The sequence below is a fragment of the Roseibium sp. Sym1 genome, from assembly GCF_027359675.1.
Classification (GTDB): Bacteria; Pseudomonadota; Alphaproteobacteria; order Rhizobiales; family Stappiaceae; genus Roseibium.
Genome location: NZ_CP114786.1, coordinates 5,098,282 through 5,124,741, shown reverse-complemented (window position 1 = coordinate 5,124,741; position 26,460 = coordinate 5,098,282). Strand labels below are relative to the sequence as shown.

At 60.8% G+C, this 26,460-nt stretch carries 26 protein-coding genes and 1 tRNA gene; 18 read left to right on the top strand and 9 right to left on the bottom strand.

Annotated features, from left to right (window positions below; genetic code table 11):
• Positions 1-5 precede the first annotated feature (5 nt).
• The 3 genes from argE to O6760_RS23870 all read left to right on the top strand — a co-directional run bounded on the left by argE (position 6) and on the right by O6760_RS23870 (position 2,733).
• Positions 6-1,184 carry an acetylornithine deacetylase gene (argE, locus tag O6760_RS23880; protein WP_269582154.1) on the top strand — a complete coding sequence of 393 codons (1,179 nt, stop codon included), beginning with the start codon at positions 6-8 and terminating at the stop codon, positions 1,182-1,184.
• Positions 1,181-1,909: a GntR family transcriptional regulator gene (locus O6760_RS23875; RefSeq protein ID WP_269582153.1), complete on the top strand. Its 729-nt coding sequence runs from the start codon at positions 1,181-1,183 to the stop codon at positions 1,907-1,909. Before argE ends, O6760_RS23875 begins: the two co-directional genes overlap by 4 nt.
• 479 nt (positions 1,910-2,388) lie before the next feature.
• Positions 2,389-2,733, top strand: coding sequence for a VOC family protein (locus O6760_RS23870; RefSeq protein ID WP_269582152.1), 345 nt, complete (start codon positions 2,389-2,391; stop codon positions 2,731-2,733).
• 247 nt (positions 2,734-2,980) lie between these two features.
• Here the strand turns inward: O6760_RS23870 and O6760_RS23865 are convergent.
• Positions 2,981-3,054, bottom strand: a tRNA-Gln gene (locus O6760_RS23865).
• Positions 3,055-3,522: 468 nt separating this feature from the next.
• Here O6760_RS23865 and O6760_RS23860 point away from each other — a divergent pair.
• From O6760_RS23860 to O6760_RS23845, 4 genes are all read left to right on the top strand, one after another.
• Entirely contained in the window at positions 3,523-5,064 is a 1,542-nt protein-coding gene (locus O6760_RS23860) for a Ppx/GppA phosphatase family protein (RefSeq protein ID WP_269582151.1), read from the top strand.
• Positions 5,061-5,768 carry an RlmE family RNA methyltransferase gene (locus O6760_RS23855; RefSeq protein ID WP_269582150.1) on the top strand — a complete coding sequence of 236 codons (708 nt, stop codon included), beginning with the start codon at positions 5,061-5,063 and terminating at the stop codon, positions 5,766-5,768. The genes O6760_RS23860 and O6760_RS23855 overlap by 4 nt, the downstream gene beginning before the upstream one ends.
• Positions 5,769-5,958: 190 nt before the next feature.
• On the top strand, positions 5,959-7,461 hold the full coding sequence (guaB, locus tag O6760_RS23850; protein ID WP_269582149.1) for an IMP dehydrogenase: 1,503 nt from the start codon (positions 5,959-5,961) through the stop codon (positions 7,459-7,461).
• A 45-nt stretch (positions 7,462-7,506) separates the two neighbouring features.
• Positions 7,507-8,799 (top strand): RsmB/NOP family class I SAM-dependent RNA methyltransferase, encoded by a 1,293-nt coding sequence (locus tag O6760_RS23845; protein ID WP_269582148.1) that lies wholly within the window; start codon positions 7,507-7,509, stop codon positions 8,797-8,799.
• Positions 8,800-8,818: 19 nt separating this feature from the next.
• Here the strand turns inward: O6760_RS23845 and O6760_RS23840 are convergent, their stop codons facing one another.
• Complete coding sequence (locus O6760_RS23840) at positions 8,819-9,940, bottom strand: tetratricopeptide repeat protein (RefSeq protein ID WP_269582147.1); 1,122 nt, start codon at positions 9,938-9,940, stop codon at positions 8,819-8,821.
• A 266-nt stretch (positions 9,941-10,206) separates the two neighbouring features.
• Here O6760_RS23840 and guaA point away from each other — a divergent pair, with 266 nt between their 5' ends.
• The 3 genes from guaA to O6760_RS23825 all read left to right on the top strand — a co-directional run bounded on the left by guaA (position 10,207) and on the right by O6760_RS23825 (position 13,423).
• Positions 10,207-11,778, top strand: coding sequence for a glutamine-hydrolyzing GMP synthase (guaA, locus tag O6760_RS23835; RefSeq protein ID WP_269582146.1), 1,572 nt, complete (start codon positions 10,207-10,209; stop codon positions 11,776-11,778).
• 225 nt (positions 11,779-12,003) lie between these two features.
• The gene (locus tag O6760_RS23830; RefSeq protein WP_269586344.1) at positions 12,004-12,846 is read left to right on the top strand and encodes an FkbM family methyltransferase; all 843 of its coding nucleotides are present in this window, start codon (positions 12,004-12,006) and stop codon (positions 12,844-12,846) included.
• 64 nt (positions 12,847-12,910) lie between these two features.
• Positions 12,911-13,423: a hypothetical protein gene (locus O6760_RS23825; RefSeq protein WP_269582145.1), complete on the top strand. Its 513-nt coding sequence runs from the start codon at positions 12,911-12,913 to the stop codon at positions 13,421-13,423.
• Here O6760_RS23825 and O6760_RS23820 read toward each other — a convergent pair.
• On the bottom strand, positions 13,420-13,761 hold the full coding sequence (locus tag O6760_RS23820; protein WP_442969824.1) for a TraR/DksA family transcriptional regulator: 342 nt from the start codon (positions 13,759-13,761) through the stop codon (positions 13,420-13,422). The two genes, O6760_RS23825 and O6760_RS23820, sit on opposite strands and share 4 nt — an antisense overlap.
• A gap of 66 nt (positions 13,762-13,827) precedes the next feature.
• Entirely contained in the window at positions 13,828-14,841 is a 1,014-nt protein-coding gene (locus O6760_RS23815; protein ID WP_269582143.1) for a zinc-binding alcohol dehydrogenase family protein, read from the bottom strand.
• Positions 14,842-14,947: 106 nt separating this feature from the next.
• Between O6760_RS23815 and O6760_RS23810 the strand changes: the two genes are divergently transcribed.
• Positions 14,948-15,346, top strand: a complete 399-nt coding sequence (locus O6760_RS23810) for a winged helix-turn-helix transcriptional regulator (protein ID WP_269582142.1) — start codon at positions 14,948-14,950, stop codon at positions 15,344-15,346.
• Positions 15,347-15,350: 4 nt separating this feature from the next.
• Here O6760_RS23810 and O6760_RS23805 read toward each other — a convergent pair whose 3' ends face one another.
• On the bottom strand, positions 15,351-16,313 hold the full coding sequence (locus tag O6760_RS23805; RefSeq protein ID WP_269582141.1) for a cation diffusion facilitator family transporter: 963 nt from the start codon (positions 16,311-16,313) through the stop codon (positions 15,351-15,353).
• Positions 16,314-16,434: 121 nt separating this feature from the next.
• Between O6760_RS23805 and O6760_RS23800 the strand changes: the two genes are divergently transcribed.
• The gene (locus O6760_RS23800) at positions 16,435-16,812 is read left to right on the top strand and encodes a hypothetical protein (RefSeq protein WP_269582140.1); all 378 of its coding nucleotides are present in this window, start codon (positions 16,435-16,437) and stop codon (positions 16,810-16,812) included.
• A 7-nt stretch (positions 16,813-16,819) separates the two neighbouring features.
• Here the strand turns inward: O6760_RS23800 and O6760_RS23795 are convergent, their stop codons facing one another.
• Entirely contained in the window at positions 16,820-17,455 is a 636-nt protein-coding gene (locus tag O6760_RS23795) for a MarC family protein (RefSeq protein WP_269582139.1), read from the bottom strand.
• Between the two features lie 302 nt (positions 17,456-17,757).
• Here O6760_RS23795 and gyrA point away from each other — a divergent pair, with 302 nt between their 5' ends.
• Positions 17,758-20,490 (top strand): DNA gyrase subunit A, encoded by a 2,733-nt coding sequence (gyrA, locus tag O6760_RS23790; protein WP_269586343.1) that lies wholly within the window; start codon positions 17,758-17,760, stop codon positions 20,488-20,490.
• A 95-nt stretch (positions 20,491-20,585) separates the two neighbouring features.
• Here the strand turns inward: gyrA and O6760_RS23785 are convergent, their stop codons facing one another.
• On the bottom strand, positions 20,586-21,002 hold the full coding sequence (locus tag O6760_RS23785; RefSeq protein ID WP_269582138.1) for a phosphopantetheine adenylyltransferase: 417 nt from the start codon (positions 21,000-21,002) through the stop codon (positions 20,586-20,588).
• A gap of 164 nt (positions 21,003-21,166) precedes the next feature.
• Here O6760_RS23785 and coaD point away from each other — a divergent pair, with 164 nt between their 5' ends.
• The 3 genes from coaD to O6760_RS23770 are packed head-to-tail and all read left to right on the top strand — an operon-like array spanning position 21,167 to position 22,774.
• Positions 21,167-21,673, top strand: a complete 507-nt coding sequence (coaD, locus tag O6760_RS23780; RefSeq protein WP_269582137.1) for a pantetheine-phosphate adenylyltransferase — start codon at positions 21,167-21,169, stop codon at positions 21,671-21,673.
• Positions 21,674-21,715: 42 nt separating this feature from the next.
• Complete coding sequence (locus O6760_RS23775) at positions 21,716-22,252, top strand: peptidylprolyl isomerase (protein ID WP_269582136.1); 537 nt, start codon at positions 21,716-21,718, stop codon at positions 22,250-22,252.
• Positions 22,253-22,300: 48 nt separating this feature from the next.
• Positions 22,301-22,774, top strand: a complete 474-nt coding sequence (locus tag O6760_RS23770; RefSeq protein ID WP_269582135.1) for a peptidylprolyl isomerase — start codon at positions 22,301-22,303, stop codon at positions 22,772-22,774.
• 11 nt (positions 22,775-22,785) lie between these two features.
• Here the strand turns inward: O6760_RS23770 and O6760_RS23765 are convergent, their stop codons facing one another.
• Positions 22,786-23,496, bottom strand: a complete 711-nt coding sequence (locus O6760_RS23765) for a hypothetical protein (protein ID WP_269582134.1) — start codon at positions 23,494-23,496, stop codon at positions 22,786-22,788.
• Between the two features lie 231 nt (positions 23,497-23,727).
• Here O6760_RS23765 and queA point away from each other — a divergent pair, with 231 nt between their 5' ends.
• Together queA and tgt are read left to right on the top strand one after the other, a co-directional pair.
• Positions 23,728-24,801 carry a tRNA preQ1(34) S-adenosylmethionine ribosyltransferase-isomerase QueA gene (gene queA, locus O6760_RS23760; RefSeq protein WP_269582133.1) on the top strand — a complete coding sequence of 358 codons (1,074 nt, stop codon included), beginning with the start codon at positions 23,728-23,730 and terminating at the stop codon, positions 24,799-24,801.
• A gap of 9 nt (positions 24,802-24,810) precedes the next feature.
• Positions 24,811-25,962, top strand: a complete 1,152-nt coding sequence (gene tgt, locus O6760_RS23755; protein WP_269582132.1) for a tRNA guanosine(34) transglycosylase Tgt — start codon at positions 24,811-24,813, stop codon at positions 25,960-25,962.
• A gap of 33 nt (positions 25,963-25,995) precedes the next feature.
• On the opposite strand, the gene O6760_RS23750 is transcribed toward tgt, so the two are convergent.
• Complete coding sequence (locus tag O6760_RS23750) at positions 25,996-26,430, bottom strand: DUF4864 domain-containing protein (protein WP_269582131.1); 435 nt, start codon at positions 26,428-26,430, stop codon at positions 25,996-25,998.
• Positions 26,431-26,460 lie beyond the last annotated feature (30 nt).

Genomic DNA, 26,460 nt, shown 5'->3' with positions numbered 1-26,460 from the left:
CACCCATGGGACCGCTGCATCTCCTCGACCGGACCGAAACGATCCTGGAAAAGCTGGTCGGCTTTCCGACGGTTTCCGCCGACAGCAATATCGACCTGATCAACTATTCCGCAGAACTGCTGGCGGATTGCGGTGCCCGGCTGAAGGTCTCCAGGGACCGGACCGGAACAAAGGCCAACCTGTTCGCAACGCTCGGACCGGAGACCTCGGGTGGGGTGGTCCTGTCGGGACACTCGGATGTGGTGCCCGCCGATGCCAGCGAATGGACCAGTGATCCCTTCCGGATGCGGCAGTCCGACGGCCGGCTTTACGGCCGGGGCACCTGCGACATGAAGGGTTTCATCGCCGCCATGCTTGCGAAAGCGCCCGAATACGCGGCGCTGGACCTCAGGAGGCCGCTTCATTTTGCGCTGACCTACGACGAGGAAGTCGGTTGCTTCGGTGCCCGGCACCTGGTGGAGGAACTCGGTGAGACGGATCTGAGGCCCTCGGTTGCCATCATTGGCGAGCCCACCGAAATGCGAGTGATAGAGGGCCACAAGGGCTGCTACGAATATACGACGTCCTTCCACGGCACCGATGGTCACGGATCGGAGCCCGACAAGGGGGTCAACGCCATTCACGTGGCCGCCCGTTTCATCAACAAAATGCTCGAACTTGCCGAGGAGATGCAGCAAAAGGCGGGTGCGGACAGCGCGTGCTTCTCACCTCCGTGGACAACCCTGCAAACCGGCCGCATAGACGGTGGCCTGGCACGCAACGTCATTGCCCGGCACTGTTCGGTGGACTGGGAAATGCGCCCGGTGCGAGATGAGGATGCCCGTGCAGTCAAGGCGGCCCTGGAAAGCTACTGTCAGGATGTTCTTCTGCCGAATATGCGTGCCGTCTATCCGGACGCGGACATTGTCACCGAGGTGATCGGCGAGGTCGCCGGACTTGCGGTCATGAACCAGAACGAGGCGCGGGATATCGTGAGCGCGCTGACGGGGGCCAATCTGTGTGATGTCGTCGCCTTCGGGACCGAGGCCGGCCTGTTCCAGTCGCTTGGCATGTCGGTGGTTGTCTGCGGGCCGGGATCCATCGCCCAGGCGCACCAGCCGGATGAATTCGTTTCCGTCGAACAGCTGGAAAAATGTCTGGGCATGCTGACGGGACTGGAAAGGACGCTGGTGCAGCCGGCATGACAGACTTGCCCGACATAGATACCGACGATGTCGCAGGCCAGCTTGAGCAGGCCGCCAATGCCCAGGAACGTTTCCAGATACTCTATTCCGTTCTGCGTGACCGCATCTGCGTGCTGGTCTATCCGCCCGGCACGCAACTGAGTGAAGAGGCGCTGGCGGCGGAATTCGGCATCAGCCGATCCCCCTTGCGCAAGGCGCTGCAGATCCTGGAAGCCGACGGTCTCCTGCAATCTCAACAGGGGGTCGGTACGCTGGTGACCGATGTCGACCTGGACGAACTCGACCAGGTCTACCAGTTGCGCATGGAACTCAACGAGTTGACCGGCAAACTGTCACCGGCCGTAGTTGACGGTGTCTTGCTGCAGGCCTTCGGCAAGATCCGTCTTCGCGCCGACGGCCTGCGGCAGTCCCCCAGCCGCCAGGGCTTTGCCCGGCTGAATATCGACTTCTTTCACATTTTCCAGCTCCTGAGTGAAAACAGGCCATTGCACGATGTCGCGGAAAAACTGTTCTACCAGACCTGCCGGATCTGGTTGACGCTTATTCCGGACCGGGACCTCGTGAAGGAGGTCGAAATGTTCTGCGACGAAGTCGACGAAATCACCAATGCCGTTGCCACGGACGATGTGCGGGCCGCAGCCCTGATCCGCAGGGCCCACCTGTCCATGGGGTTCCGACGGCTGCAAAGGCACAAGAATATGGTGGTGGACAACCCTGGTGAATAGGGGGGCAGACGCCCCTTGAGATCCGGGTGTACAAATCAATCAGGTGTTGATTAGAAGGTTTGTCGTCGTGTAGGACATTACCTCGGAGCGCTGCTGTTCCGCCGATTCAGCCGACTGTTTGGAAATGTCAGAGTGCATCCGGCAGTAGCGCTCAGCTCAAGTCTCGTCTGCGCGGCAATGTAAGTGCAGTGTTGCTATTGCCTGTGGGTGGCCTGACTTTAAGCCGCGTTCTGCCGCTGATCTTTTCCTCCAGTCGTGACACCGCGCCGTTTCAGGAACAGGGCCATAGAATCGCCGTCGCTGCAGTCTTTCCTGGGCAGTTCTCCGCTCCCTTCATACTTCGAGCACTACCGGGTTGTTTTGATCCTGGGGTATCGCCTAGTCTGGCGGCCGCCATTGTCTCCACGGCGCCGATGCCTTCGGCGATCTTGCTCTTTCTCGCGGGTGACGGCAGCGTTAATCCGATCTGAGGAGACAACATGCCACTGAGTTTCATTACTCTTCACGCCCGCGACATCGAAGTCACTGCATCGTTCTACCGCCCGCTGGGGCTCGACTTCGTAGAAGAACGACACGGGAGCGGGCCGCTTCATTTGGCGAGCGAAACAGCCGGGCTCGCGCTCGAGATCTACCCGGCTGAGAAAGTGTACGGGGACGGGGTCCTGCTGGGTTTCGAAGTTGAGGATCTGAAGGACTGTCGGAACCGATTAGCTGCTGCGGGCGTCACAATCATTTCAGACATCACCAATCGCAACGGTTTTCTGCGCTTCATTGCTCAGGACGCTGACGGACGGCGCGTCCTCGTTTCTCAAAATTCCAACTGAAGGGGTGCTGTTTCAAATATAGATTGCTGCCATCGGCCAAATCGCGGCACTTGCCAAATGTAAGCGCCTCCTTCGCGTCGGGACGTTCCGCGCTGCGTGACTGGTGCGTCTATGTTGCACGGAAAAGCGGGATGACGTGGAGATTCGCGGGCATTCGCCGGATATGGGCGCAACAAACGCGCAAGAATGCTGTTTGGTTTATTCGCAAATGCTTTGGCGAACAGCACTGACAGAATTGTGAAAAAGTTGGCTGGGGAACCTGGATTCGAACCAGGACTAACGGAGTCAGAGTCCGCGGGTCTACCGTTAACCTATTCCCCAACTTGAGCTCGCTGGTGGAGCCGCCGATCGCGCTTTGGTGCTGAACGAAGATGTCCGCCGCGATTGGTGTGCCGCATATACATCCATCATAATCGGGAATGCAAGACCCGTGTCCGACTTTTTTGTGAAATCCGCCGGCTGTGGACGAACCCGCGTTTGCTCAGGCGGCTTTCGTAACACGCGGTGCTTTTCCCGCGCGGGTCTTCCTGTTACAGTTTTGTCAACGACAGACGCAGTTCCCGTCCGCGCCCCTTGAAAAAGGCCGGCTGCAGCGGGGATCTGAAAGGCATAAACGTGACTCAGTCAGGTCAGGAACCGCCCGAAGACGGGCGACGTACCGCTGACGCGTCCGTTTCCAGCGGGACTCCAGGCGAGTCCAAGGGACCCGGCAGACGGCGGCGCAAGCGCCGGTCTGGCAAAGGTTCGAAAGGCAACATACCGGCCCCCGTTTCAAATGGCGCGGCCGGAGTGCCTCCGACCAACGGACCGGTCCCGGTCCAGGCTGAGAACGGACCCGTCGACACCGGCGCCCGGAGGCAGACCGCCTCGCAGGCACCGGATGAATCTCCGCGCCCGAAAGACCAGCAGCCCGCCCCCGGAAAGGGACGCAAGAAGCGCAGGCGCGGCCGGTCCCGTCCGGCAGGCGATTCTCAGTCCGCGGTGTCTTCGGCGCAGCAACCCGGCGCGGACGGTGCCGGACAGGTCGACGCACTGACAAGCGCCAAGGGCAAGAAAGCGGCGCGCAGGCGTGGCCGGCGGCGCCGGCAGGCCGGTGCGAACGGCAACCTTGCCAGCACGGGCACCAAGGTGCCGGAGAACGGTGAAAAGACCGCCAGGGCCGTGGACCGGGTTCCGGCCCCGGGCCGTCAGCACAAGAAATCCGAAGGTCAGCAACCGGCCGGACAGGGCGATCGGCCACGCGCAGAGCGCCCGGGCCACCACCACAGGCCCAGGATCAACGGTTCTCGCGCGAATGCACCGCTTTACGCCGCGCTCGATCTTGGCACCAACAACTGCCGTTTGCTGATCGCGCGCCCGGAAGAGCGCGGGTTCCGGGTCGTCGACGCCTATTCCCGGATCGTCCGGCTTGGCGAAGGTGTCGGCTCGAACCGCCGCCTGAGCGATGCTGCGATGGAACGTGCCATCGATGCGCTTGCACAATGTCACCGCAAGCTGGCGGACCGGGGCGTCGGCCGGTCCCGGCTGATTGCGACGGAGGCCTGCCGGGCAGCCGAGAACGGCGAGGAATTCATCAACCGGGTCAGGTCCGAAACCGGGCTTGCGCTGGAGGTGGTCAACCGGGAAACCGAGGCACGGCTGGCCGTCGCCGGATGCGCCTCGCTGGTGGATCACGAGGCGGACGGTGTCATCCTGTTCGACATCGGCGGCGGATCCTCCGAGATCGTCTGGCTGGACCTGCGCAACCGATGCGGCGCCCGTGGCTATGCCCTGACGCGTTTCATCCGTTCGTGGATTTCATTGCCCGTGGGCGTCGTCAATCTGGCGGAACGCCACGGGGGCGTCCATGTCACCCCCGATATTTTCGAATCCATGGTCGAGGATGCAGGCGATCACCTTGCCGCCTTCAGCCTGGCCGACAATCTGACGGAAGCTATCGGGTCCGGACGGGTGCACATGCTCGGAACATCGGGCACGGTCACGACCCTGGCGGGGGTGCATCTCGGCCTGCAGCGGTATGACCGGCGCCGCGTCGACGGCACCTGGCTGGAGGACGTCGACGTTGCGCGCATGATTGATCAGCTGCGCGACATGCCGTATGAGGCGCGTGTGGAAAATCCCTGCATCGGAGCGGATCGCGCCGATCTCGTTCTGGCAGGCTGCGCCATCCTGGAAGCCATCCGGCGGCGCTGGACCTGCTCCCGCCTCAGGGTCGCGGACCGTGGGCTGCGCGAGGGTATTTTGACAGAATTGATGGCTGCCGACGGTGTCTGGTCGAATCGGAGATCCGGCCACAGGCACAATCGAGGCCGCCAGAGGAACGGATCATGAGCCGAGGAAAAAAGGGAACGGGAGACCGCGGTCTTCACGTCAAGGTCAAGACCGCGGCCGGTCGCCGGGAATCGTCCACCCGCTGGCTGCAACGCCAGTTGAACGATCCGTATGTGCGCAGGGCCCAGGCCGACGGCTATCGTTCACGCGCGGCCTACAAGCTCATCGAGATCGACGACAAGCACAAGCTTCTGAAACCGGGATACCGGGTGGTCGATCTTGGTTGCGCCCCCGGCGGCTGGTGCCAGGTTGCCGTCGATCGGGTCCAGTCCAGCGTCGATGCCCCCAAGGTGGTCGGCATCGACTATCTCGACATGGATCATGTCCGCGGCACGACGTTCCTCAAGAAGGATTTCCTGGATGATGACGCGCCGGACGCGCTGATGGAAGCTCTTGGCGGCCACCGCCCCGACGTCGTGCTGTCCGACATGGCGGCCCCGACCACGGGCCACAAGCAGACGGATCACCTGCGCACGACTCACCTGTTCGAGATCGCGATTGACTTTGCGCGGCGCAATCTCGTTCCGGGCGGATCCTTCCTGGCCAAGGTGTTCCGCGGCGGTACGGAAAACGCCCTGCTTCAGGACCTGAAGCAGGAATTCAAGTCCGTGTCGCATCTCAAGCCGCCGGCCAGCCGCAAGGAAAGCCCGGAACTCTACGTGATTGCCAAGGGCTTTCGCGGCAGCGACCTTCAAAACGACTGACCCGAGGGGGACTGAGGCACAGGGCGCGAGCGTGCTATTGCAGCCGGCCCTGCGCAAACCCCTTTTCATTCTGTCACCTGCGTGTTATTGACCCGCGCCAACTTCTCCGGCACAGCCGAAGCGACTCGAAAAACGCTGACCTTCCTCGAAAGGCCGGCGTTTCAGCTATTTATTCAAAGGGGAATTGGCCATGGCATCCTTTTTTGTCCCGTCGACCGGACAGCAAGCCCTGACATTCGACGATGTTTTGCTGATTCCAGGACACTCGGAGGTCATGCCCGGCGAGGTAGATCTCAAGACCCGTGTGACCAGGGAGCTGGAACTCAATATTCCGATCCTGTCTTCCGCCATGGACACCGTCACCGAAGGTCGGCTCGCCATCGCCATGGCGCAGGCCGGCGGCATCGGTGTTATTCACCGCAACCTGTCGCTGGACCAGCAGGCCGAAGAGGTCCGCATGGTCAAGAAATTCGAATCCGGCATGGTTGTGAATCCGCTGGTCATCGGCCCCGACGCGACCCTGCAGGACGCGCTCGACCTTATGAAGCGCCACGGCATCTCCGGCGTTCCGGTCGTTGAAAATGCCGGTTCCGGCGCACAGGTCGCCGGCAAGCTGGTCGGAATCCTGACCAACCGCGATGTCCGGTTTGCTTCCAATCCGGACCAGAAGATCCATGAGCTGATGACCAAGGACAACCTGGTCACCGTCAGCGAGAATGTCAGCCAGGACGACGCCAAGCGCCTGCTGCATCACAATCGCATTGAAAAGCTCCTCGTTGTCGACGAGAACCGAAATTGCATCGGCCTCATCACCGTCAAGGACATGGAAAAGGCGCAGCTCAACCCCAACGCCTCCAAGGATCCCCAGGGTCGCCTGCGGGTCGCGGCGGCCACCAGCGTTGGCGAAGAAGGCTTTTCCCGCGCCGAACGTCTGGTCGATGCGGGCGTCGACATGGTGGTGGTCGACACGGCGCACGGGCACTCCCAGAAGGTCCTGGACATGGTCACCCGGGTCAAGAAATTGTCCAATTCCGTGCAGGTCCTGGCCGGCAACGTCGCGACCTCCGAGGCCACCAAGGCGCTGATCGATGCCGGCGCGGATGCCGTCAAGGTCGGCATCGGACCGGGCTCGATCTGCACCACGCGCATCGTCGCCGGTGTCGGCATGCCCCAGCTGACTGCCATCATGGAATCGGTCAATGAGGCCGACAAGCACGGTGTTCCGGTCGTCGCCGACGGCGGCATCAAGTATTCCGGCGATCTGGCCAAGGCGATTGCGGCCGGCGCGGGGTCCGTCATGGTCGGCTCACTCCTTGCCGGCACAGAGGAAAGCCCGGGCGAGGTCTATCTGCACCAGGGACGGTCCTACAAGTCCTATCGCGGCATGGGGTCCGTCGGTGCCATGGCACGCGGGTCCGCCGACCGCTATTTCCAGGCCGAGGTGCGCGACAGTCTCAAGCTGGTGCCGGAAGGTATCGAGGGTCAGGTGCCCTACAAGGGCGCGCTCAGCAGCGTGCTGCACCAGCTGGCCGGCGGTCTCCGGGCCGCCATGGGCTATGTCGGCGGCAAGACGATCGCTGATTTTCAGGAAAAGGCGCGGTTTGTTCAGATTTCCGGCGCGGGCCTGCGCGAAAGCCATGCCCATGACGTTACGATCACGCGGGAAAGCCCGAACTATCCCTCAAACGTCTAAACAGGCTCTGGCGGTCGAAGACCCGCAAGCCTGCAAAGGAACAGCATGAAAGACGGCGGACGCCTTGCGGCGGCAATCGAAGTCCTGACAGAAGTGGAAACACGTCACCGTCCGGTGCAGATCGCCTTGAGGGACTGGGGGGCGTCGCACCGCTTTGCCGGGTCCGGAGACCGCACGGTCATCGGCAATCTGGTTTTCGATGCCCTGCGCAACAAGGCCTCGCTTGCCGCACGGCTGGGGGACGGGTCGCCGCGCGCACTTGCGCTGGCAACCTATTGCCTGACTTGGGCAAAGGGCCTCGAAGCGCTCGTTGCCGTGCTGGAAGAGGACCGGCACGCGCCGGAAGCCCTGTCCGACAGGGAAACAACCTGCCTCACCACCGCCGAGCCGCCGGTTCTCACTCCGGCCCAGATGGCGGACGTCCCGGACTGGCTCTGGGGCCGGTTTCAGGCTGTCTTTGGCGGCGAAGCCGTCGAGGAGGGCAGGGCGCTCGCCACAAGGGCCCCGGTGGATCTGAGAACCAACACGCTCAAGTCGGACCGGGAAAAGATGCTCAAGCGGCTTGCCCATACCGGCGCGCTCGCCACACCACTGTCGCCCGTCGGGCTGCGGATCGAGGCCAAGCCCGGCCTGGGACGCATGCCGCACGTCCAGGCGGAGGAAGGCTATCGCAAGGGCTGGTTCGAACTCCAGGACGAAGCCAGTCAGCTGGCCGCTCACCTGGCGCAGGCAAAACCCGGAGACCAGGTGCTTGATTATTGCGCCGGTGGTGGCGGCAAGACGCTCGCCTTTGCGGCGGCCATGCAGAACAAGGGCCAGCTCTACGCCTATGACGCCGACCGCCTGCGTCTGGCTCCCATTCACGAGCGTCTCCAGCGGGCGGGCGCGCGCAACATTCAGGTGCGCGATCCGGCCAGTTCAAGCCTGGAAGACCTTGAAGGGCAGATGGACCTTGTCTTCATCGACGCGCCGTGCACTGGCACCGGTGTCTGGCGCAGGAGGCCGGATTCGAAATGGCGGCTCACCGAAAAGGCCCTGGAAGACCGCATCGAGGACCAGCATCACGTTCTGGACAATGCCCGCAGGTATGTGAAGCCAGGCGGGCGCCTCGCTTATGCGACCTGTTCGGTGTTGCCGGAAGAAAATCAGGACCAGGCAGCCTGGTTCCTGGAAAAAAATCCCGACTTCCAACCGATCTCCGCGCTTGAGGTCTGGCAGGAAACCCTTCCTGACGCAAAAGCGCCGCGCTACGTCTCGGAAAGGGGGGACATTTTGCTCACGCCCGCCTCGACGGCGACAGACGGTTTCTTCATTTCGCTCTTTCAACGCACCGGCTGATCTGCGGCACAGGCGCCAGTCAGGTGTGATCCTGACGGCGAAGGCCGAGAACGTTGGGGAGCGGGTCGTTTCCGGTTGCGGCCGCCTTTTGCGGCTCCTGAGCGGAGTTTCCTGACGGTTCCGCCGCCGGCGAACTTTCCGGTTGCGGCGCGCGGTCCGGGTCATGGTCGTCCGCTTTGGCAAGGTCCTCGATCAACTGCCGGATCGGGGGTTCCAGGCCGTTTCCGGCAGACATGCCCGTCAGCACCGAACGTGCCTGGTTCTGAAACTTGAGCGCGGCCAGGGCTGCACCGAGAGCATTGAACGGCTCCCTGGCCGTCTTGTCCCGATCGTGGGCCGCAAGGGCAAATTTAAGCGCGTTCTTGTGATCTGACTGCTTGCGGCACAGGGTGCTGAGCCGAACCAGCGCCGACGGTGACTTCGCATCGAGCTTCAGCGCCGCTTCGGCTGCCTCGCGCGCATCGTCCAGCGCCCCTTTTCCCAGAAGGGCATCCGAAAGAAGTTCCAGGGGCAGGGGATCGGCGGGAGCGTTTTCGCTGGCCCGTATGGTCAACTCGATGACCTCGTCATAGCGCTTGCGCAGCAAAAGCGTCTGGGACAAACCGATGAGTGCCGGGCCGTAGTCCGGATCTTTCTTCAGTGCCTTGCGATAGGCCGCGATCGCCGCCGCCTTCTGGTCCGTGTTCGCCTGCGTATCGGCAAAGAGTGTCAGGACGGCGGCGCTGTCCGGCAGCAGCTCGACGAGACATTTTGCCGGCACGGCCGCCTCATCTGCCTTGCCTTCCTTGAGGAGTACGCTCGCAAGGCCGAACAGGGCGTTGCGATTGTCGGGAGCCCTGTCGAGAACCTCACAGAAGTTTTGACGTGCGTTTTCGGTGTCCCCCTGAAGAAGCTGGCAATTGCCGAGGCTTGCACGCGCCTGCAAGTGGTCCGGTTCGGTAAAGACAATCCTGCGAAGTTGCGACTGGGCTTCTTCGAGATAACCGGTCTGCAGCAACGCGGACGCTGTCCTGTAGGCTATCTCGGTGTCTTCGGGAGACAGCTCCTGGGCTTTCAGATAGGACACGAGCGCCTTGTCCATCTGCCCCTCGGTTTCAAGGGCAACGGCTTCTTCAAACACTTCACGGGCAGCTGCGGTCATCAGGTTCGGGTATCCTAAAACCACCGGGCAATCGCTTTGTCCGAAGACCGGACGAAGCACACGGTGTCTCATTAAGGTAAGGAGCGGGAAGACTCGGGTCAAAAGGGAAGTTCAACCGTACACAGCTTGTCCGCCGAATTGTTCGCCGCAGAACTTGCCCCAGTTTGCGGCGCCAGAAAGGCGCCTGGCCGGAAAATCCTGTGAGGGATCGCAAGGGGTGTGAAATTCGGGTTCATTTTGCGCAAAAGACCGGTTAGAAGCTGGCCATGACCCAGCATCAACGTCTTCTCATTATCGACTTCGGTTCCCAGGTGACGCAGCTGATCGCGCGGCGCCTGCGCGAGCTCAATGTCTATTGCGAAATTCATCCCTATCAGAATGTGACGGATGCGTTTCTGTCGGAGTTTGCACCAAGGGCCGTGATCTTTTCCGGCGGACCGGATTCGGTCACGCGGGACGGTTCGCCGCGGCCACCGGAAAGCGTCTACAAGCTGGGCATTCCCATTCTCGGCATCTGCTACGGCCAGCAGGTGATGATGCAGCAGCTGGGCGGCCAGGTCGAAGGCGGCAAGATCTCGGGCGGTGGCGGTACGGCCGAATTCGGCCGGGCTTTCGTGACACCGGCGGACGCGAAACTCGAAATCCTCGAGGGCTGGTTCGCCGACGGCCGGGAACAGGTCTGGATGAGCCACGGCGACCATGTCAGCCGGCTCGCTCCCGGGTTCGAGGTATTTGGCACGTCCCCGAACGCTCCCTATGCCATCACGGCCGACCCGGAGCGCAATTTCTACGCGGTCCAGTTCCATCCGGAAGTGCATCACACGCCGAACGGCAAGAAGCTTTATGAAAACTTCGTGCGGCTGGCCGGTTTCACCGGTGACTGGACAATGGGCGCCTACAAGGACGACGCCATTGCCAAGATCCGTGAACAGGTCGGCGACAGGAAGGTTATCTGCGGTTTGTCGGGCGGCGTCGACAGTTCGGTCGCCGCCGTCCTGATCCACGAGGCCATTGGCGACCAGCTGACCTGCGTATTCGTCGACCACGGGCTGTTGCGTCTCAACGAGGCCGATGAAGTCGTTTCCATGTTCCGGGACCACTACAACATCCCGCTGATCCATGCCGACGAATCCGGCCTCTTCCTGGGAGAACTGGACGGTGTGTCCGACCCGGAGACCAAGCGCAAGATCATCGGCAGGCTGTTCATCGACGTCTTCCAGAAACATGCCAACGAGATCGACGGCGCCGAGTTCCTGGCGCAAGGCACGCTCTATCCGGACGTGATCGAAAGCGTCAGCTTCTCGGGAGGCCCGTCGGTGACCATCAAGTCTCACCACAATGTCGGCGGCCTGCCGGAAAAGATGGGGCTGAAACTGGTCGAACCGCTGCGCGAACTCTTCAAGGACGAGGTGAGGGCGCTCGGCCGCGAACTTGGCCTGCCGGACAGCTTCATCGGCCGTCACCCGTTTCCGGGACCGGGTCTTGCCATCCGCTGCCCGGGTGAAATCACCCGACACAAGCTGGAGATTCTGCGCAAGGCCGATGCCGTCTATATCGACCAGATCCGCAGACACGGTCTTTACGACGACATCTGGCAGGCCTTCGTGGCCATCCTGCCGGTGCGCACGGTCGGTGTCATGGGCGACGGCCGCACATACGACTATGCCTGTGCCTTGAGGGCCGTCACTTCCGTGGACGGCATGACCGCGGACTATTTCCCCTTCAGCCACGATTTCCTCGGCGAAACGGCGACCCGCATCATCAACGAGGTCCAGGGGATCAACCGGGTCACTTACGACATCACCTCGAAGCCTCCGGGCACCATCGAATGGGAATAGGTGGGCGCCCGGATAACCGGTGTGGGCACGCGCCGGTTGCTGAATGACCGACTTGCGGCCTGCGCGTCCCTACGATCGGACCAATCTTGATGTCCAGCCCCTTCCTGGATGCGGCCTCATGATTGGCCTTGTTTCACCATGCGCTATCGGACATTGAAAAGATCCGGGGTAACTGAGAGGCTCTTAGAAATGAGCCTTAACTGATCCCGGGAAGCGGTCGTGAAGATGCCCGCCTTTAAGCTGTTTCGACATGTCTTCTGTCTGATTGCAGACAAATATCACTATTCAAGTCTTTCAACGCCCAGACTGTCATGCATTTTTGAGAACTTCGTCGTTCAGCTGCATGGTGGCAAGGTACGATTTTCCTACGACCACAAAACTGAACGTTTTTGCGCCAGGGAAGGGAGTGTTCAGCGCTTCTTTGCAAATAAACGTCGCGGATATTGGCTGTATGCCAACGGGTTGGACACGCGCGGTAAGTTTCTCTTTTCCAGTTATTGCCTGGATAACGTGAAATTTCACGAAGGTGATGTCGTTGTCGACTGTGGAGCCAATTACGGGGATCTAACCCTGGAACTCTTCAAAAGATCACCTGGTGTTCGTTACGTCGGGATTGAACCAAATCCTGAGGATTTTGAAATCCTGGTCGAAAACCTTGACCCGAAAACCTGCCAACTCGTCAACAAGGCGCTTGGCGACTACAATCGAACGCTACCGTTTTACGTTTGCACGGACAAAGGCGATTCAAGCCTGATTGAACCACCGTCCTATTCCGAGGTTCTGGACGTAGAGGTTGTCAGGCTGGACGACTTATGCCGAGAGCTTGGATTGGAAAAGATCAAGTTGCTCAAGCTGGAGGCGGAAGGGTTCGAACCGGAAATATTGAGAGGCAGCGAAGGAGTGTTGAAAGACATCGAGTTCATTGCAGTTGACGGCGGATATGAAAGAGGAAAGCACAGGCAGCAAACATTTACCTGGATAACGAACTTCCTGTTGAACCATGATTTCGAGATCCTGGATATATTTTTTCCCTGGTGTCGGGCGCTCTACAAACGGCGTAATTCGTGATGCCCGCAAACTGAGGCGACAGGACTTTGATGCATGAGGCTTGGTGAACGAGAAGAGAACCGAATTGTCCGTTGATTTGTGCCCTGACTGCTCGAAATGCGCTTCGTTATGCTGCGTGGTCTTTGCTTTCGACAAGTCCGAGTCCTTTGCCATCGACAAGGCCGCCGGGGAAGTCTGCCCCAACCTCGACGATTGCGGCGCATGCCGTGTCTTCGCCGACCGGGATCGTCTCGGTTTCCGGGGGTGCATCACCTACGACTGCCATGGTGCAGGACAGGTCGTCACCCAGGAGGTGTTCAACGGGAGAAGCTGGCGTGACGACGCCGCTTTGACGGAACGCATGGGAGCCGCCCTGTCGGTGTTGCGCCAGATCCATGAACAGCTGCTCCTGCTGGATGCCGCCGGGAACCTGCCTCTTGATGATGACGAATTGCGGCACGCCGACAGGTTGAAGAGCATTCTTGCTCCGGGCACGCAATGGACAGAACAGAACCTGGCGACCTTCCCGCTCGCCGATACGAGAAGGCAAGTCGAGGCGTTCCTGACGGGTCTGCGACGCCACGTATCAGGGGGTTAACGGGCACACGAGATGCAGAAGGCGGCCGCCGGGTCGACTTCGAGCCGCTTTGAACTGATTTCCTCTCCGCATTCGACACAATATCCGTAATCGCCGCTGTCCAGCCTGGACAGGGCCGCATCGATGCGCTGGATGGTCGCCCGTCGCTGGCGTTCGGAAGCCTGGGCCATGGCCTGTCCCTGGAGCGCGTCCATGCGCGACAGCCGGCCGACGGATTGCTGGTCGAGTTCAACGGTCGCACGGGCTTCGCCTGAAATCTCGCTCAGGTCTTCCAGTTCCGCCTTGAGCGCCAGCAATGTGGCCCGAATGTCTTCCGTCTTGCGTTCCGGCATCACCATCCTCCGCTGGCAGCATGGCGATGCCGGTGGGCGTATGCAAGCCCGGGTAGCGGGGTCGTGGTTTTGTCAGAAACCTGAAAGCACGATCTTGCCGATGGTCTTGTTGCTTTCGATCTTCGCGTGCGCCAGGCGCAGATTGGCGGCATTGATCGGTTCGATCGTTTCGGACAAGGTTGTCCTGACGCGGCCCGCATCCACGAGATCGGCAACCTCGTTGAGGAGCTTGCGCTGCTCGTCAATGTCCGGTGTCTGGAACATGGACCTTGTGAACATCATTTCCCAGTGAATGGAAACCGCCTTCGTCTTGAACGGCATGATGCCGAGCTCGCCCGGGTCGTCGATCAGCAGGAAACGCCCCTGTGGCGCGATCAGTTCGGCGATATCCATAAGGTGCTGGTCCGTATGGGTGGTTGAAAACACATAACCAGGAGCGTCGAGCCCAAGTGCCTCGACCTGTGGGGCCATCGGCCTGGAATGGTCCAGCACGTGATGTGCGCCGAGTTCCGTCACCCAGGCCCGGCTTTCGGGCCGCGAGGCCGTGGCGATCACGGTCATGCCGGTGAGCTGGCGGGCAAGTTGCACGGCGATCGAGCCGACGCCGCCGGAACCGCCGATGATCAGCAGTGTCCCGGTGCCGGAAGGGACCGGATCCTTGACCTTGAGCCGGTCGAAAAGCGCTTCCCAGGCGGTGATGGCCGTCAAGGGCAACGCCGCGGCTTCGGAAAAGTCGAGGCTCTTGGGCTTGCGGCCGACAATACGTTCGTCGACCAGATGATATTCGGAGTTTGTCCCTGCTCGGGTGATATCGCCGGCATAATAGACCTCGTCGCCGACCCCGAACCCGCTCACGTCCGGGCCGACTTCGGCAACGACGCCGGCGGCATCATAACCGAGCACGACGGGCTGGCCGTTCTGCCCGGGCCGGGACTCGCGCACCTTCGTATCGACCGGATTGACTGCAATTGCCTTGATCTCCACCAGGAGATCGCGTCCGGATGGAACCGGGCGGGGCAGGTCGAGATCGACAAGGGCACTGGCATCGCTGAGCGGATGTGGTTCGTTATAGCCGATGGTACGCATGTGAAAACCTCCTGAATTGCGTACCGCCCAATTTGACCATAAAATCGCATGGCGCAAGAATGCACATTTTTGGCACTTACACACAAATTGGAACCATAGGAACAAAATGGATACCGGTAAGAAGGCTCGACCGAAGAAGGATACCTACGGGTGTCATCCGGGATGCGCGGTCGAAGCATCACTCAGCCTGATCGACGGCAAGTGGAAGGGCGTTATCCTGTTTCTGCTGCTGGAAAACGATGTGATGCGGTTCAACGAATTCCAGAAGGCGCTTCCGGATATTACGCAGCGTGTGCTCACCGCGCAGCTCAGGGCCATGGAAACGGATGGTCTGATCAACCGGACGGTCTACCCGGTCGTGCCGCCGAAGGTGGAATACCGCCTGACGGCACTCGGCGCCTCCCTCGAGCCCGTCATCCGGGCCCTGGCAAAGTGGGGAAACGACAAGAAATCCCTTTGGCCCAAGGGGTTCAAACGAGACAGTCACCTGCAGCAGGCGGGATGAGGCATCAATCCGAGCCGGGTTCCTTTGCCGCCTGTTCCTCTGCCAGCATTTCCTCGTGATGTTCCTGCGCCTGCACCTCAATGAACAGCCGTGTCACCGCCGGCATCTCCATCTTGATGGTCCGCTCGAGGGAATAGATGGTCTCTTCGACTGTTCCCGCAGTGACTTCGTCGATGAAGTCGACGGAAAGAGCCAGCAGAATGTCCTGCGGCCCGCGATGCAACGTCCGGATTTCGTTGAGGTTCCTGATGGCAGGCGTCGCATCGATGATCGATCCGATCTTTGCAAGCACTTCGGGGGACGCACCTTCGCCGATAAGCAGCCCCTTGGTTTCATAGGCGAGCAATGCGGCCGTCCCGCCCAGAATGATGCCGATGGCGATTGACGCGGCACCGTCCAGCCAAGGCAAACCGAGATATTGCACGCCGAGCAGTCCCGCAAAGGCGACGACGAGACCGAGCATTGCGGCGCTGTCCTCGAACAGGACCGTAAAGACCGTCGGATCCTTGCTGTCCCGGACGGCTGCGATAATCGATTTCTTGCCGCGCACTTGATTGAATTCCCTGTAGGCAACCCACCAGGCCACGGCTTCGAAAACCATGGCAAGCGCGAGAACGACATAGGCAACGACCGGGTCCGTGACCGGGTGCGGATGCAGGACTTTCTGAATGCCTTCATAAAGCGACACACCCGCGCCGACGGCGAAGATCAGGATCGCGACGACAAAGGACCAGAAATAGAGTTCCGCGCCATAACCGAACGGATGCCGCTTGTCGGCGGGCTGTTTCGACTTCTTCAAACCATAGAGCAGGAGGCCCTGGTTGCCGGTATCGACAAGGGAGTGGATGCCCTCGGACAGCATCGCCGAGGAGCCCGTATAGGCGGCTGCGGCGAATTTTGTGACGGCGATCAGAGAATTGCCGGCCAGCGCCGCAAAAATCACTTTCCTGGAACCATGTCCGGCCATTGGAGCCCCCGAGATGTGCGTTTCATGTTCATGTCGCCGGAGCCTATGACGCATTCGTGACTTTGTTCAAGCTGCTCGGGCTTTCTAGGATGGTTGGAGTACACGGTCACGGAGGGCAGGGATGCGGAAGGTCACGGCAACGCTTGCTGGTGCGCTGTTCGTTGTTTTGGGAAATGGCGTCGGTTCGGTCCAGGCCGATACTGTCGATATAGTCGCCGCGACGGCAAGTCACTCCGGGAACAGCTGGACTTTTTCGGTCACCTTGAAACACGGCGACACCGGCTGGGATCATTACGCAGATCTCTGGCAGGTGTTTTCCGCGGACGGAACAATGCTCGGTGAGCGCGTCCTGCTGCATCCGCACGTAAACGAGCAACCCTTCACCCGATCCCTTTCCGGCGTCGACATACCTGCGGACGTGAGCGAGGTGATCATCCGCGCCCGTGACAGCGTGCACGGCGTTTCAGCGCAGGAATACCGGCTGAAACTTCAGAAGTGATCCCGTTTCATGCGCGGATGAAGGCCAGCACGCCATCGGCGACGAACTGCACCGAAAGAGCCGCCAGCAGCACACCGAGCAGACGGGTGATCACCAGCTGCGCGGTGTCCCCCAGTAGACGCTCGATCTTGTCGGCCAGCAGGAACGCGCCCATGCAGCTCAACAGAATAATTGCGATCACCCCGCCGAGACCGGCATAGGTCAGCGTGTCCGGTGCCTGGCCGGACAGGAGGATGATCGCGGATATGGCGGCGGGACCGGAAATGAGGGGAATTGCAAGCGGAAAGATCGCAAGCTCGTTGATCGTGCCGTGATGAGCTTCGGACTCCACCGCCTTTTCGGCGGTTTCCGTCTTGCGCTCCTGGCGTTTGCCGAAGATCATCTCGATCGCGATCAGGAACAGGAGAATACCGCCAGCAACCCGGAAGGCGGACACCGAGATGCCCAGGACGTTGAGGACGGTCTGCCCCGAAGCATAGAAAACAAGCAGGATGCCCGCCGCCGTCAAGGTCGCCCGGATGGCAACCTTGCGCCGGTCGTGCTTGCTCATTCCCGCCGTAACGGCCAGGAACATCGGCGCCAGGCCGACCGGATCGATGGTCACGAATAGGGTCGCAAAAGCGTTGATGTAATAGTCGAGCATCTCGGGTTCCCGGAGCGGTTTTTCAGGCGCGTTCGAGGGCTTACTATAGAGGTTTGCCGGTTGCTTCGAGACGTCCTCCAAAAATCATTTTTCCAGCCTGTGCATACTCCTTGCAACCCATTGTTTTCATGTCCCTTTTACTATGGCGAAAAAGCGCTCCAGATTTGGACGGGTGCACTGAATCGGATATAAAAGGCACAGCAATAACAATGAAATGAGTGTCATCCTTGGCTGACCAGGACAACAGCACCCCCGCAGACGGCCTTCCGTCGGACATCAAACCGGTCTCCATCGTCGATGAAATGAAGCGCAGCTATCTCGATTACGCCATGAGCGTGATCGTGTCCCGCGCGCTGCCCGACGTACGAGACGGACTGAAACCGGTTCACCGGCGCATCCTGTATTCGATGCACGAGAACGGCTACGAGTGGAACAAGCCCTACCGCAAGTCGGCCCGTGTGGTCGGCGATGTCATGGGTAAATACCACCCGCATGGCGACAGCGCGATCTACGACGCGCTCGTGCGCATGGCGCAGAACTTCTCGCTGCGCCTTCCGCTCATCGACGGTCAGGGCAATTTTGGCTCCGTCGACGGCGACCCGGCCGCGGCCATGCGCTACACGGAATGCCGTCTCGAAAAGGTCGCCCACAAGCTTCTGGATGATATCGACAAGGAAACCGTCGACTTCCAGGAGAACTACGACAACTCCGAGAGCGAGCCGGTCGTCCTGCCGGCGAAGTTCCCGAACCTGCTGGTCAACGGCGCCGGCGGCATCGCCGTGGGCATGGCCACCAACATTCCGCCCCATAACCTGGGCGAAGTGATCGACGCCGCCATCGCCATGATGGAAAACCCGGCGATGTCGCTCGAAGAACTGATGCAGATCGTCCCCGGGCCGGACTTCCCGACCGGAGGCATGATCCTCGGCAGGGCCGGGATCCGCAGCGCGTTTGAAAGCGGGCGCGGCTCGGTTGTCATGCGGGCAAAGGTCGACATCGAGGAAGTCCGCAAGGACCGGAACGCGCTGATCGTCACCGAGATCCCGTATCAGGTCAACAAGTCCACGATGATCGAGAAAATCGCCGAACTGGTGCGCGACAAGCGCATCGAGGGCATTTCCGACATTCGCGATGAAAGCGATCGCTCCGGCATGCGGGTGGTGATCGAACTGAAGCGTGACGCCGTCCCGGACGTCATCCTGAACCAGCTCTATCGTTTCAGCCAGCTGCAGACCTCGTTCGGTTGCAACATGGTTGCGCTCAACGGCGGCAAGCCGGAACAGATGAACCTGTCCGACATGCTGCGCGCTTTCGTTTCCTTCCGCGAGGAAGTGATCCAGCGGCGCACGCGCTACCTCCTGAAAAAGGCGCGTGACCGGGCCCACATCCTGGTCGGTCTCGGCATTGCCGTCGCCAATATCGACGAGGTCATCAAGCTGATCCGCGGTGCGCCGGATCCCGCAACGGCCCGGGCGCAGCTGATGGAACGCAACTGGCCGGCCCAGGATGTCGAGGCGCTGATCCGCCTGATCGACGACCCGCGCCACATGGTCCAGGAGGACGGCACCTACAAGCTGTCCGAAGAACAGGCCCGCGCCATTCTCGACCTGCGCCTGCAGCGCCTGACGGCCATGGGCCGGGACGAGATCGAGGAAGAACTCAACAAGATCGGCGCGGAAATTTCCGATTTTCTCGACATCCTGCGCTCCCGGGCGCGCATCCAGGAAATCGTCCGCGACGAGATGCTGGAGATCAAGGAAGAATTCGCGACGCCGCGCAGAACGGAAATCATCGAGGGCGGCCCGGATTTCGACGAGGAAGACCTGATCCAGCGCGAGGACATGGTGGTGACCGTGTCCCATGGCGGCTACATCAAGCGCGTACCGCTCGCCACCTACCGGGCACAGCGCCGCGGTGGCAAGGGCCGCTCAGGCATGGCCACCAAGGAAGAGGATTTCGTCACCCGGCTGTTCGTGGCCAACACCCATACGCCGGTCCTTTTCTTCTCGTCGCGCGGCATCTGCTACAAGATGAAGGTCTGGCGTCTGCCCCTGGGTGGTCCGACCTCGCGCGGCAAGGCCCTGATCAACCTGCTGCCGCTGGAACAGGGCGAACAGATCACATCCATCCTGCCATTGCCGGAGGATGAGGACAGCTGGGCAGATCTCGACGTCATGTTCGCGACCGTGCGCGGCACGGTGCGCCGGAACAAGCTGTCCGACTTCGTCAACATCAACCGGAACGGCAAGATCGCCATGAAACTGGAAGAGGGCGACGGCATTGTCGGTGTCGACACCTGTTCCGAACATGACGACGTCATGCTGACCACCAATTTCGGCCAATGCATCCGGTTCCCGGCAACAGACGTACGTGTCTTTGCCGGCCGTAACTCCGTCGGCGTGCGCGGCATCCGGCTCGCCGATGACGATCGGGTCATTTCCATGCAGATCCTGCATCACATCGATGTCGATGCGGAGGAGCGAGCCGCATATCTGAAGCTGTCGCGGGCCATGCGCGGTGAAGCCGACGAAAATGGCAACGGGCCGGATGAAGACGGTGTGGTTGCCGGCGACCTGCCTCAGGAACGCTACGCCCAGATGAGCGCCGCGGAACAGATCATCCTGACGATCTCGGAAAACGGCTACGGCAAGAGGACCTCGTCCTTCGAATACCGGGTCACCGGTCGCGGCGGCAAGGGCATCACCGCCATGGCCGTCAACAACCGCAATGGCGGGCTGGTGGCTTCGTTCCCGGTCGAGGACAGCTACCAGATCATGCTGGTGACGAATGGCGGCCAGTTGATCCGCTGTCCGGTCGACGGCATCCGCATCGCGGGCCGCGCGACCCAGGGCGTGATCGTCTTCAAGACGGCCGCCGACGAAAAGGTCGTCGCCGTCGAAGGCATCTCGGAAGTGGATGAGGAAGAGGATCTCGCCGTGGACGGTGAAGCGGTGGAAGGCGGCGAGGGATCTGCCGAAGGCGGAGCTCCGGACACCCCGCCCGCGGATGACGGGGACGACACTCCGGAAAGCTGATCCGGAAAAACACCTCTGCAAAACGACAACAGCGGCCAGGGTGAAACCTGAGCCGCTGTTTGCCGTTACGGGGAGGAGGGTCTTTTGAAAAGAACCTAGTTGGCCGTCGGGTACCGGGCCAGGATGGTTTCATTGACGCTTGGCTTCGAGGTCTGAACGGTAACGAAGGACACGTTGCGGACACGGGCCGCGCCGGTCAGGGATGCCGCGCAATCCTCGCTCCAGGCACCCCATGCCTGGGATTTGCACCTGTCATTGCTCTGCGAGACGGCTACCCGGTCGCTCTTGGTCGCTGTCAGACCCTGTGTTGCCGGGTTGGTCAGGTCCTCGGCCTGGGAAGCGTTGCTCGGGTGCATGGTCATGACGCCCGCTGCAATCATTGTCAGGAGGGCCAGCACGAAGACAGCGGCCATCTTGACATGGACGGCCGGATCGACGGCCTTCGCACGAAAGGAAAACGGCTGCGCCGCGCTTTTCGGTGCGGTCCGGGGGGTATTGGTAGTGCTCCTCATGGTACTGGCTCCTGCTCACGCCATTTGATTTCGATGGATCCACCTTGGAACATTGCTGAAAAGAGAGATGTGACGGCCGTCACATCTTGTCAGTTATTGGCAGATAGGCGGAATGGGTCGGCTTTCCCTTGTTCGCTCATGTCAGGCAGAGTAAGGAAGGAGCCATGACTCGTATTGCGCTTTACCCGGGATCCTTCGACCCCGTTACCAACGGCCACATGGACATTTTACGCCAGTCACTCGCGCTGGCCGACATGGTGGTGGTCGCGATCGGAATTCATCCCGGGAAGAATCCGCTGTTTTCGTTCGAGGAACGGGTTGAGCTGATCCACGCTTCGGCCAAGGCGGAATTCACACCGCAGGAAGCTGAACGGATCGACGTGATCGCCTTTGACGATCTGGTCATCAACACCGCCCGAAGCCAAGGGGCGGCCTATCTTGTCCGCGGTCTGCGGGACGGCACGGATCTCGACTACGAAATGCAGATGGCCGGCATGAACGGAACGCTGGAGCCGGATATCCGGACCGTGTTTCTGCCTGCGTCCCCGAATGTGCGCCACATCACCGCCACGTTGGTGCGCCAGATCGCAAAAATGGGCGGGGAAATCTCCGCCTTCGTGCCCAAGCCGGTTGCCGAACCACTGCGCAATCGGGCACGACCCGTCAACTGATACGTTTCACACCGAACCTGGACCGAACCCTAGGAGTTTCCAGTGTCACGATTTTTTGCAATCCTCACTGTTCTGGCCTCGCTGTTTGTTCTTCCCGCAGTTGCCAACGCACAAGGCGATCCGGAGAACACGCTCTTTCTGGACCTGAAGGACGGCCGTGTTGTCATCCAGCTCCGTCCGGATCTCGCACCGAACCACGTCGCGCGCATCAAGAAACTTGCGCGGGACGGATTTTATGACGGCATCGTCTTTCATCGCGTGATCGAGGGCTTCATGGCCCAGACCGGCGACCCGACGGGCACCGGTCGGGGCGGTTCCCCGGAACCCGACCTGAAAGCGGAATTCTCAAGTGCCCCCTTCAAGCGTGGCACCCTCGGAATGGCGCGCGCTGCCAACCCCGACAGTGCCAATTCCCAGTTTTTCATCATGTTCGACGACGGAGACTTCCTGAACGGCCAGTACACCGTCTTCGGTGAAGTCGTCGACGGCATGGAATTCGTCGACAACATCACCCGCGGCGAACCGCCGGCAAACCCGGACAAGATCGTCAAGATGCAGGTCGCTGCGGACGCACAATAACGCACGGGACACGTGCCCCCATTCAAACAGACCCAAGGAGCTTACCCGATGGCCGATATCAAAGACGCCGAAAACACCTTGCTGATGGAAACCAGCCAGGGACCGATCGTGATCGAGATGAAACCGGATCTGGCACCGACCCATGTTGCCCGTATCAAGGAACTCGTGCGCGAAGGGTTTTACGACGGCATCGTGTTCCACCGCGTGATCGACGGCTTCATGGCGCAAACCGGCTGTCCTCAGGGCACCGGTACTGGAGGCTCCGGCCAGAAACTGAAAGCCGAGTTCAGCAACGAGAAGCATGTTCGCGGCACCTGTTCCATGGCCCGTGCCATGGATCCGAATTCCGGCGACAGCCAGTTCTTCATCTGCTTCACCGACGCGCCCTGGCTCGACGGCCAGTACACGGTCTGGGGCCAGGTGATCGAAGGCATGGACAATGTCGACAAGATCAAGCGCGGCGAGCCGGTCGCCAACCCGGACAATATCGTGTCCTTGAAAGTGGCGGCCGACGCGGCCTGATCGGGTTTTACCTAGTTCTGCAAGGGCGCGGTCTTTTCGGCCGCGCCTTTTTCGTCCCTCTCCGGAGGTCCGAGTATGTCGCTGCAGCGTGCGCTGAGATAAACACCGACGGGAAACTCCTGGACCGCCTGCCTTGAAAGTTCCAGTTCGGGCCCATCGGAGCGGGTCCTGTCAAACGCTTCAAGACCTCCGCTGTCAACGACGGCGTAGTCGGCGAAACCCTGTAACACCATATTCAGGGCCTGATCCATTGCTTCCACGAAAACGAATTCAGCGCCTGCCTCTTCAAAGGGTTTCCAGGCCTGTGGCATGGAAACAGTTCGCAACAAGGCAATCCTTTTGTCTTTGAAATAGTCGGCATTTTCCCAGGAAAAGGCCTCCGTTCTCCTAATCCTCGCAAGACCCAGTGTAACCTTGCTGTTACCTATCCTTCTGAACACATGTGGAGTGTTTTCCGAAGGCGGGTAGAGGGCCATGCACCAGTCGACGGTATCGACCGCGTTCTGGGCACGCGCGGGCGGCAGAAACCGCGCCCTGATGGTGATCGGGAGATTGCGTGCGATCAGGTAGTTACGGAGTTCCCGAAACACGAGACCGTCGTCCGCGCGCTCCGAACTGGTATAGGGCGGATACTCGACTGCTATGACATCAAGAGTGGCAGGCGTCGTCGCCAAGGCCCCTTGAACGCCCAACAGACTGAACAAAAGAACTGTAAAACGCATGAAAACGCCTGATCTGTTCATGCTTAACATAGTCGCTCCCGCGCACCCGTCGATAGTGGCATTCCTGACAAGCCATGTTCCGACATGACAAAAAGAACCGAACTGGCAGCGGCTGTGTCCCGCATTCCGCCGGTTGACCGCCAGGGGGCATGAGGCTAAGAGCGGAACACCCGGCGCCGGGGCAAATGCCAGGGCGTTGTCTTTCCCGACTGAAACAGCATCAAGGCCGCCATGCGCGTCGACCAGTTCGATTTTGTTCTTCCCAATGATCGCATTGCCCTGCGTCCGGCGCGTCCGCGCGATGCGGCCCGCATGCTTGTCGTGCATCCAGGCGCGGATCAGGAATTGAGCGACCGGGGCGTCAGGGATCTGCCCGGACTGCTGGAACCTGGCGATGCGCTGGTCTTCAACGACACGCGCGTGATACCTGCCCAGCTGGAGGGAACCCGCCTGCGGGGCGAGATTTCCGCCGGTATCGGCGCAACCCTGCACCTTAGGGCGGGGCCGGACCGATGGAAGGCCTTTGTGCGACCCGCGAAGAAGCTTCAGGTGGGGGACGATGTCCTGTTCGAGGGCTTCGGCACCCGATTGACCGCGGAAGTCGCCGGCAAGGCCGACGGCGGGGAGGTCCTGCTGGTGTTCGACCGTTCCGGGCCGGAACTCGATGCGGCAATCGCGGCCGTCGGGCATATTCCGCTGCCGCCCTATATCGCCCAGAAACGGGGCGAGGACGACCAGGACCGGCAGGACTACCAGACGATCTTCGCAGAGAAGGACGGCGCGGTCGCGGCCCCGACCGCGGGACTTCACTTCACGCCGGATCTTCTGCAGGCGCTTCGGGAGCGAGGCATAGAACAGCATCGTGTCACCCTGCATGTGGGCGCAGGCACCTTCCTGCCGGTGAAGGCGGACGACACGGACGATCACAAGATGCATGCCGAGTGGGGCGAAGTGTCGAAGGCGACCGCCGAGGCACTTCTGGCGGTCAAGGCGCGCGGCAACAAGGTCGTCAGCGTCGGCACGACGTCGTTGAGGATCCTGGAAAGTTCGGCCCGCAAAACAGGGGCAATCTCCCCCTTCAAGGGCGAAACCTCAATTTTCATCACCCCCGGCTACAAGTTCAGGGCAATCGATGCCCTGATGACCAATTTCCACTTGCCACGGTCAACCCTGTTCATGCTGGTCTCGGCATTTTCCGGCCTGGAGACCATGCGCGCGGCCTACGCCCACGCGATCGACCGGGAGTATCGTTTTTACAGCTACGGCGACGCCTCCCTGCTGTTTCCCGGCAACGAGGCTGTCTGAGGACGTTAGATGAGCGACACCACCAACACATTCGACTTCAAACTGATCAAGACCGACGGCGCGGCCCGGTGCGGAGAAATCACCACGCCCCACGGAACCGTTCGCACGCCGGCCTTCATGCCCGTCGGCACACAGGCGACCGTCAAGGCCATGTACCCTGAGCAGGTACGCGAGACAGGGGCCGACGTCGTGCTCGGCAACACCTATCACCTGATGCTGCGGCCAACCGCGGAACGGGTGGCGAGACTTGGCGGCCTGCACAAGTTCATGAACTGGCCGCATACGATCCTGACGGACAGCGGCGGATTTCAGGTCATGTCGCTGGCGCAATTGCGCAAATTGGACGAAGACGGTGTCCGGTTCCAGAGCCACATCGACGGGCAGAAATATCACCTGACCCCGGAACGATCCGTTGAAATCCAGGGGCTGCTCGGCTCGGACATCCAGATGCAGCTCGACGAATGCATCAAGTTGCCCAGCCCCAGGGAAGAGGTGCAGCGGGCTATGGAATTGTCGCTCAGATGGGCAGACCGTTCACGACGCCAGTTCGAGGACATGGGCGGACCCGGTAAGGGGCAGGGGCTCTACGGCATCGTTCAGGGGGGCGACCAGCCGGACCTGCGCATCCGCTCGGCGGAGGAACTGGCGAAGATGCCCTTCGAGGGGTATTCGGTTGGCGGTCTGGCGGTCGGCGAACCGCAGGATGTCATGCTGCAGATGCTCGACATCACCACTCCCGCGATGCCCGTGGACAAACCGCGCTACCTGATGGGGGTCGGTACACCGGATGACCTGTTGGAAAGCGTGAAGCGCGGCATAGACCAGTTCGACTGTGTCATGCCGACCCGGGCCGGACGTCACGGCCTGGCCTATACGCGGTTCGGGAAGGTGAACCTCAAGAACGCCCGCCACCAGGAAGATCCGCGGCCACTCGACGAAGAAAGTGCCTGCCAGGCGACAAGCGTTTACAGCCGCGCCTACCTCCACCACCTTGTGCGGGCAGGCGAGGGACTGGCGGGCATGTTGCTGACCTGGAACAATATCGCCTATTACCAGACGCTCATGCAGGGTATGCGCGATGCCATCGAACAGGGCCGCTTCGAGGACTTTTACGCCGAGACCAAGGCAAACTGGGCGAAAGGCGACATCCCGGCCCTTTAGAGCCGGTATCGCCCAACCTGATCCTCACCTGGTTCAGGCGGAGAAGCCGGGAGACGTGGTCAGGTAGCAACCCGAAATGCGCCAGGTTCCGTCATCCTGCTGCTCGAAACTGTAGAGAGCCAGCCAGTTTTTGCCCTTTGGTCCCGTGACGTAGACTTCCTGCGTCGGACCGAGTTTGGTCATCTTCGACTGACCGAACGTGACGCTCTTGGGATGGTAAACCGGCTGGTAGCCTTGCCGGACCATCTCCATGAACAATTCGGGGTTCTGGAACCGTTGTTGCAGGGAATTGGTTGCGAACGAAAACGCAGCCTTGGCATTGCCAGAGGCAAAGGCGCTCATCTGGTTCTTGATGATCTTCTGAAATGCCGAGGCGTCGAGGCTGTCTTCCGCCGTTGCGGCACTGGTCGCAAGCAGCACGCTTGTCGCGGCCGCCGCAGCCAACTTCCAGAAACGAGCATGAGCCATGGTCGGTGTCTCCTTTTCTGAACCCGACCA

Coding starts and splice junctions, on each gene's coding strand:
- guaA (WP_269582146.1), top strand. CDS start 10,207: ATGACCCAGCATCAACGTCTTCTCATTATCGACTTCGGTTCCCAGGTG.
- O6760_RS23840 (WP_269582147.1), bottom strand. CDS start 9,940: ATGACCGCAGCTGCCCGTGAAGTGTTTGAAGAAGCCGTTGCCCTTGAA.
- O6760_RS23765 (WP_269582134.1), bottom strand. CDS start 23,496: ATGCGTTTTACAGTTCTTTTGTTCAGTCTGTTGGGCGTTCAAGGGGCC.
- O6760_RS23810 (WP_269582142.1), top strand. CDS start 14,948: ATGGATACCGGTAAGAAGGCTCGACCGAAGAAGGATACCTACGGGTGT.
- O6760_RS23820 (WP_442969824.1), bottom strand. CDS start 13,761: ATGGTGATGCCGGAACGCAAGACGGAAGACATTCGGGCCACATTGCTG.
- O6760_RS23870 (WP_269582152.1), top strand. CDS start 2,389: ATGCCACTGAGTTTCATTACTCTTCACGCCCGCGACATCGAAGTCACT.
- O6760_RS23785 (WP_269582138.1), bottom strand. CDS start 21,002: ATGAGGAGCACTACCAATACCCCCCGGACCGCACCGAAAAGCGCGGCG.
- O6760_RS23750 (WP_269582131.1), bottom strand. CDS start 26,430: ATGGCTCATGCTCGTTTCTGGAAGTTGGCTGCGGCGGCCGCGACAAGC.
- tgt (WP_269582132.1), top strand. CDS start 24,811: ATGAGCGACACCACCAACACATTCGACTTCAAACTGATCAAGACCGAC.
- O6760_RS23830 (WP_269586344.1), top strand. CDS start 12,004: ATGCCCGCCTTTAAGCTGTTTCGACATGTCTTCTGTCTGATTGCAGAC.
- coaD (WP_269582137.1), top strand. CDS start 21,167: ATGACTCGTATTGCGCTTTACCCGGGATCCTTCGACCCCGTTACCAAC.
- O6760_RS23800 (WP_269582140.1), top strand. CDS start 16,435: ATGCGGAAGGTCACGGCAACGCTTGCTGGTGCGCTGTTCGTTGTTTTG.
- O6760_RS23845 (WP_269582148.1), top strand. CDS start 7,507: ATGAAAGACGGCGGACGCCTTGCGGCGGCAATCGAAGTCCTGACAGAA.
- argE (WP_269582154.1), top strand. CDS start 6: ATGGGACCGCTGCATCTCCTCGACCGGACCGAAACGATCCTGGAAAAG.
- gyrA (WP_269586343.1), top strand. CDS start 17,758: ATGAAGCGCAGCTATCTCGATTACGCCATGAGCGTGATCGTGTCCCGC.
- O6760_RS23875 (WP_269582153.1), top strand. CDS start 1,181: ATGACAGACTTGCCCGACATAGATACCGACGATGTCGCAGGCCAGCTT.
- queA (WP_269582133.1), top strand. CDS start 23,728: ATGCGCGTCGACCAGTTCGATTTTGTTCTTCCCAATGATCGCATTGCC.
- guaB (WP_269582149.1), top strand. CDS start 5,959: ATGGCATCCTTTTTTGTCCCGTCGACCGGACAGCAAGCCCTGACATTC.
- O6760_RS23795 (WP_269582139.1), bottom strand. CDS start 17,455: ATGCTCGACTATTACATCAACGCTTTTGCGACCCTATTCGTGACCATC.
- O6760_RS23815 (WP_269582143.1), bottom strand. CDS start 14,841: ATGCGTACCATCGGCTATAACGAACCACATCCGCTCAGCGATGCCAGT.
- O6760_RS23805 (WP_269582141.1), bottom strand. CDS start 16,313: ATGGCCGGACATGGTTCCAGGAAAGTGATTTTTGCGGCGCTGGCCGGC.
- O6760_RS23855 (WP_269582150.1), top strand. CDS start 5,061: ATGAGCCGAGGAAAAAAGGGAACGGGAGACCGCGGTCTTCACGTCAAG.
- O6760_RS23770 (WP_269582135.1), top strand. CDS start 22,301: ATGGCCGATATCAAAGACGCCGAAAACACCTTGCTGATGGAAACCAGC.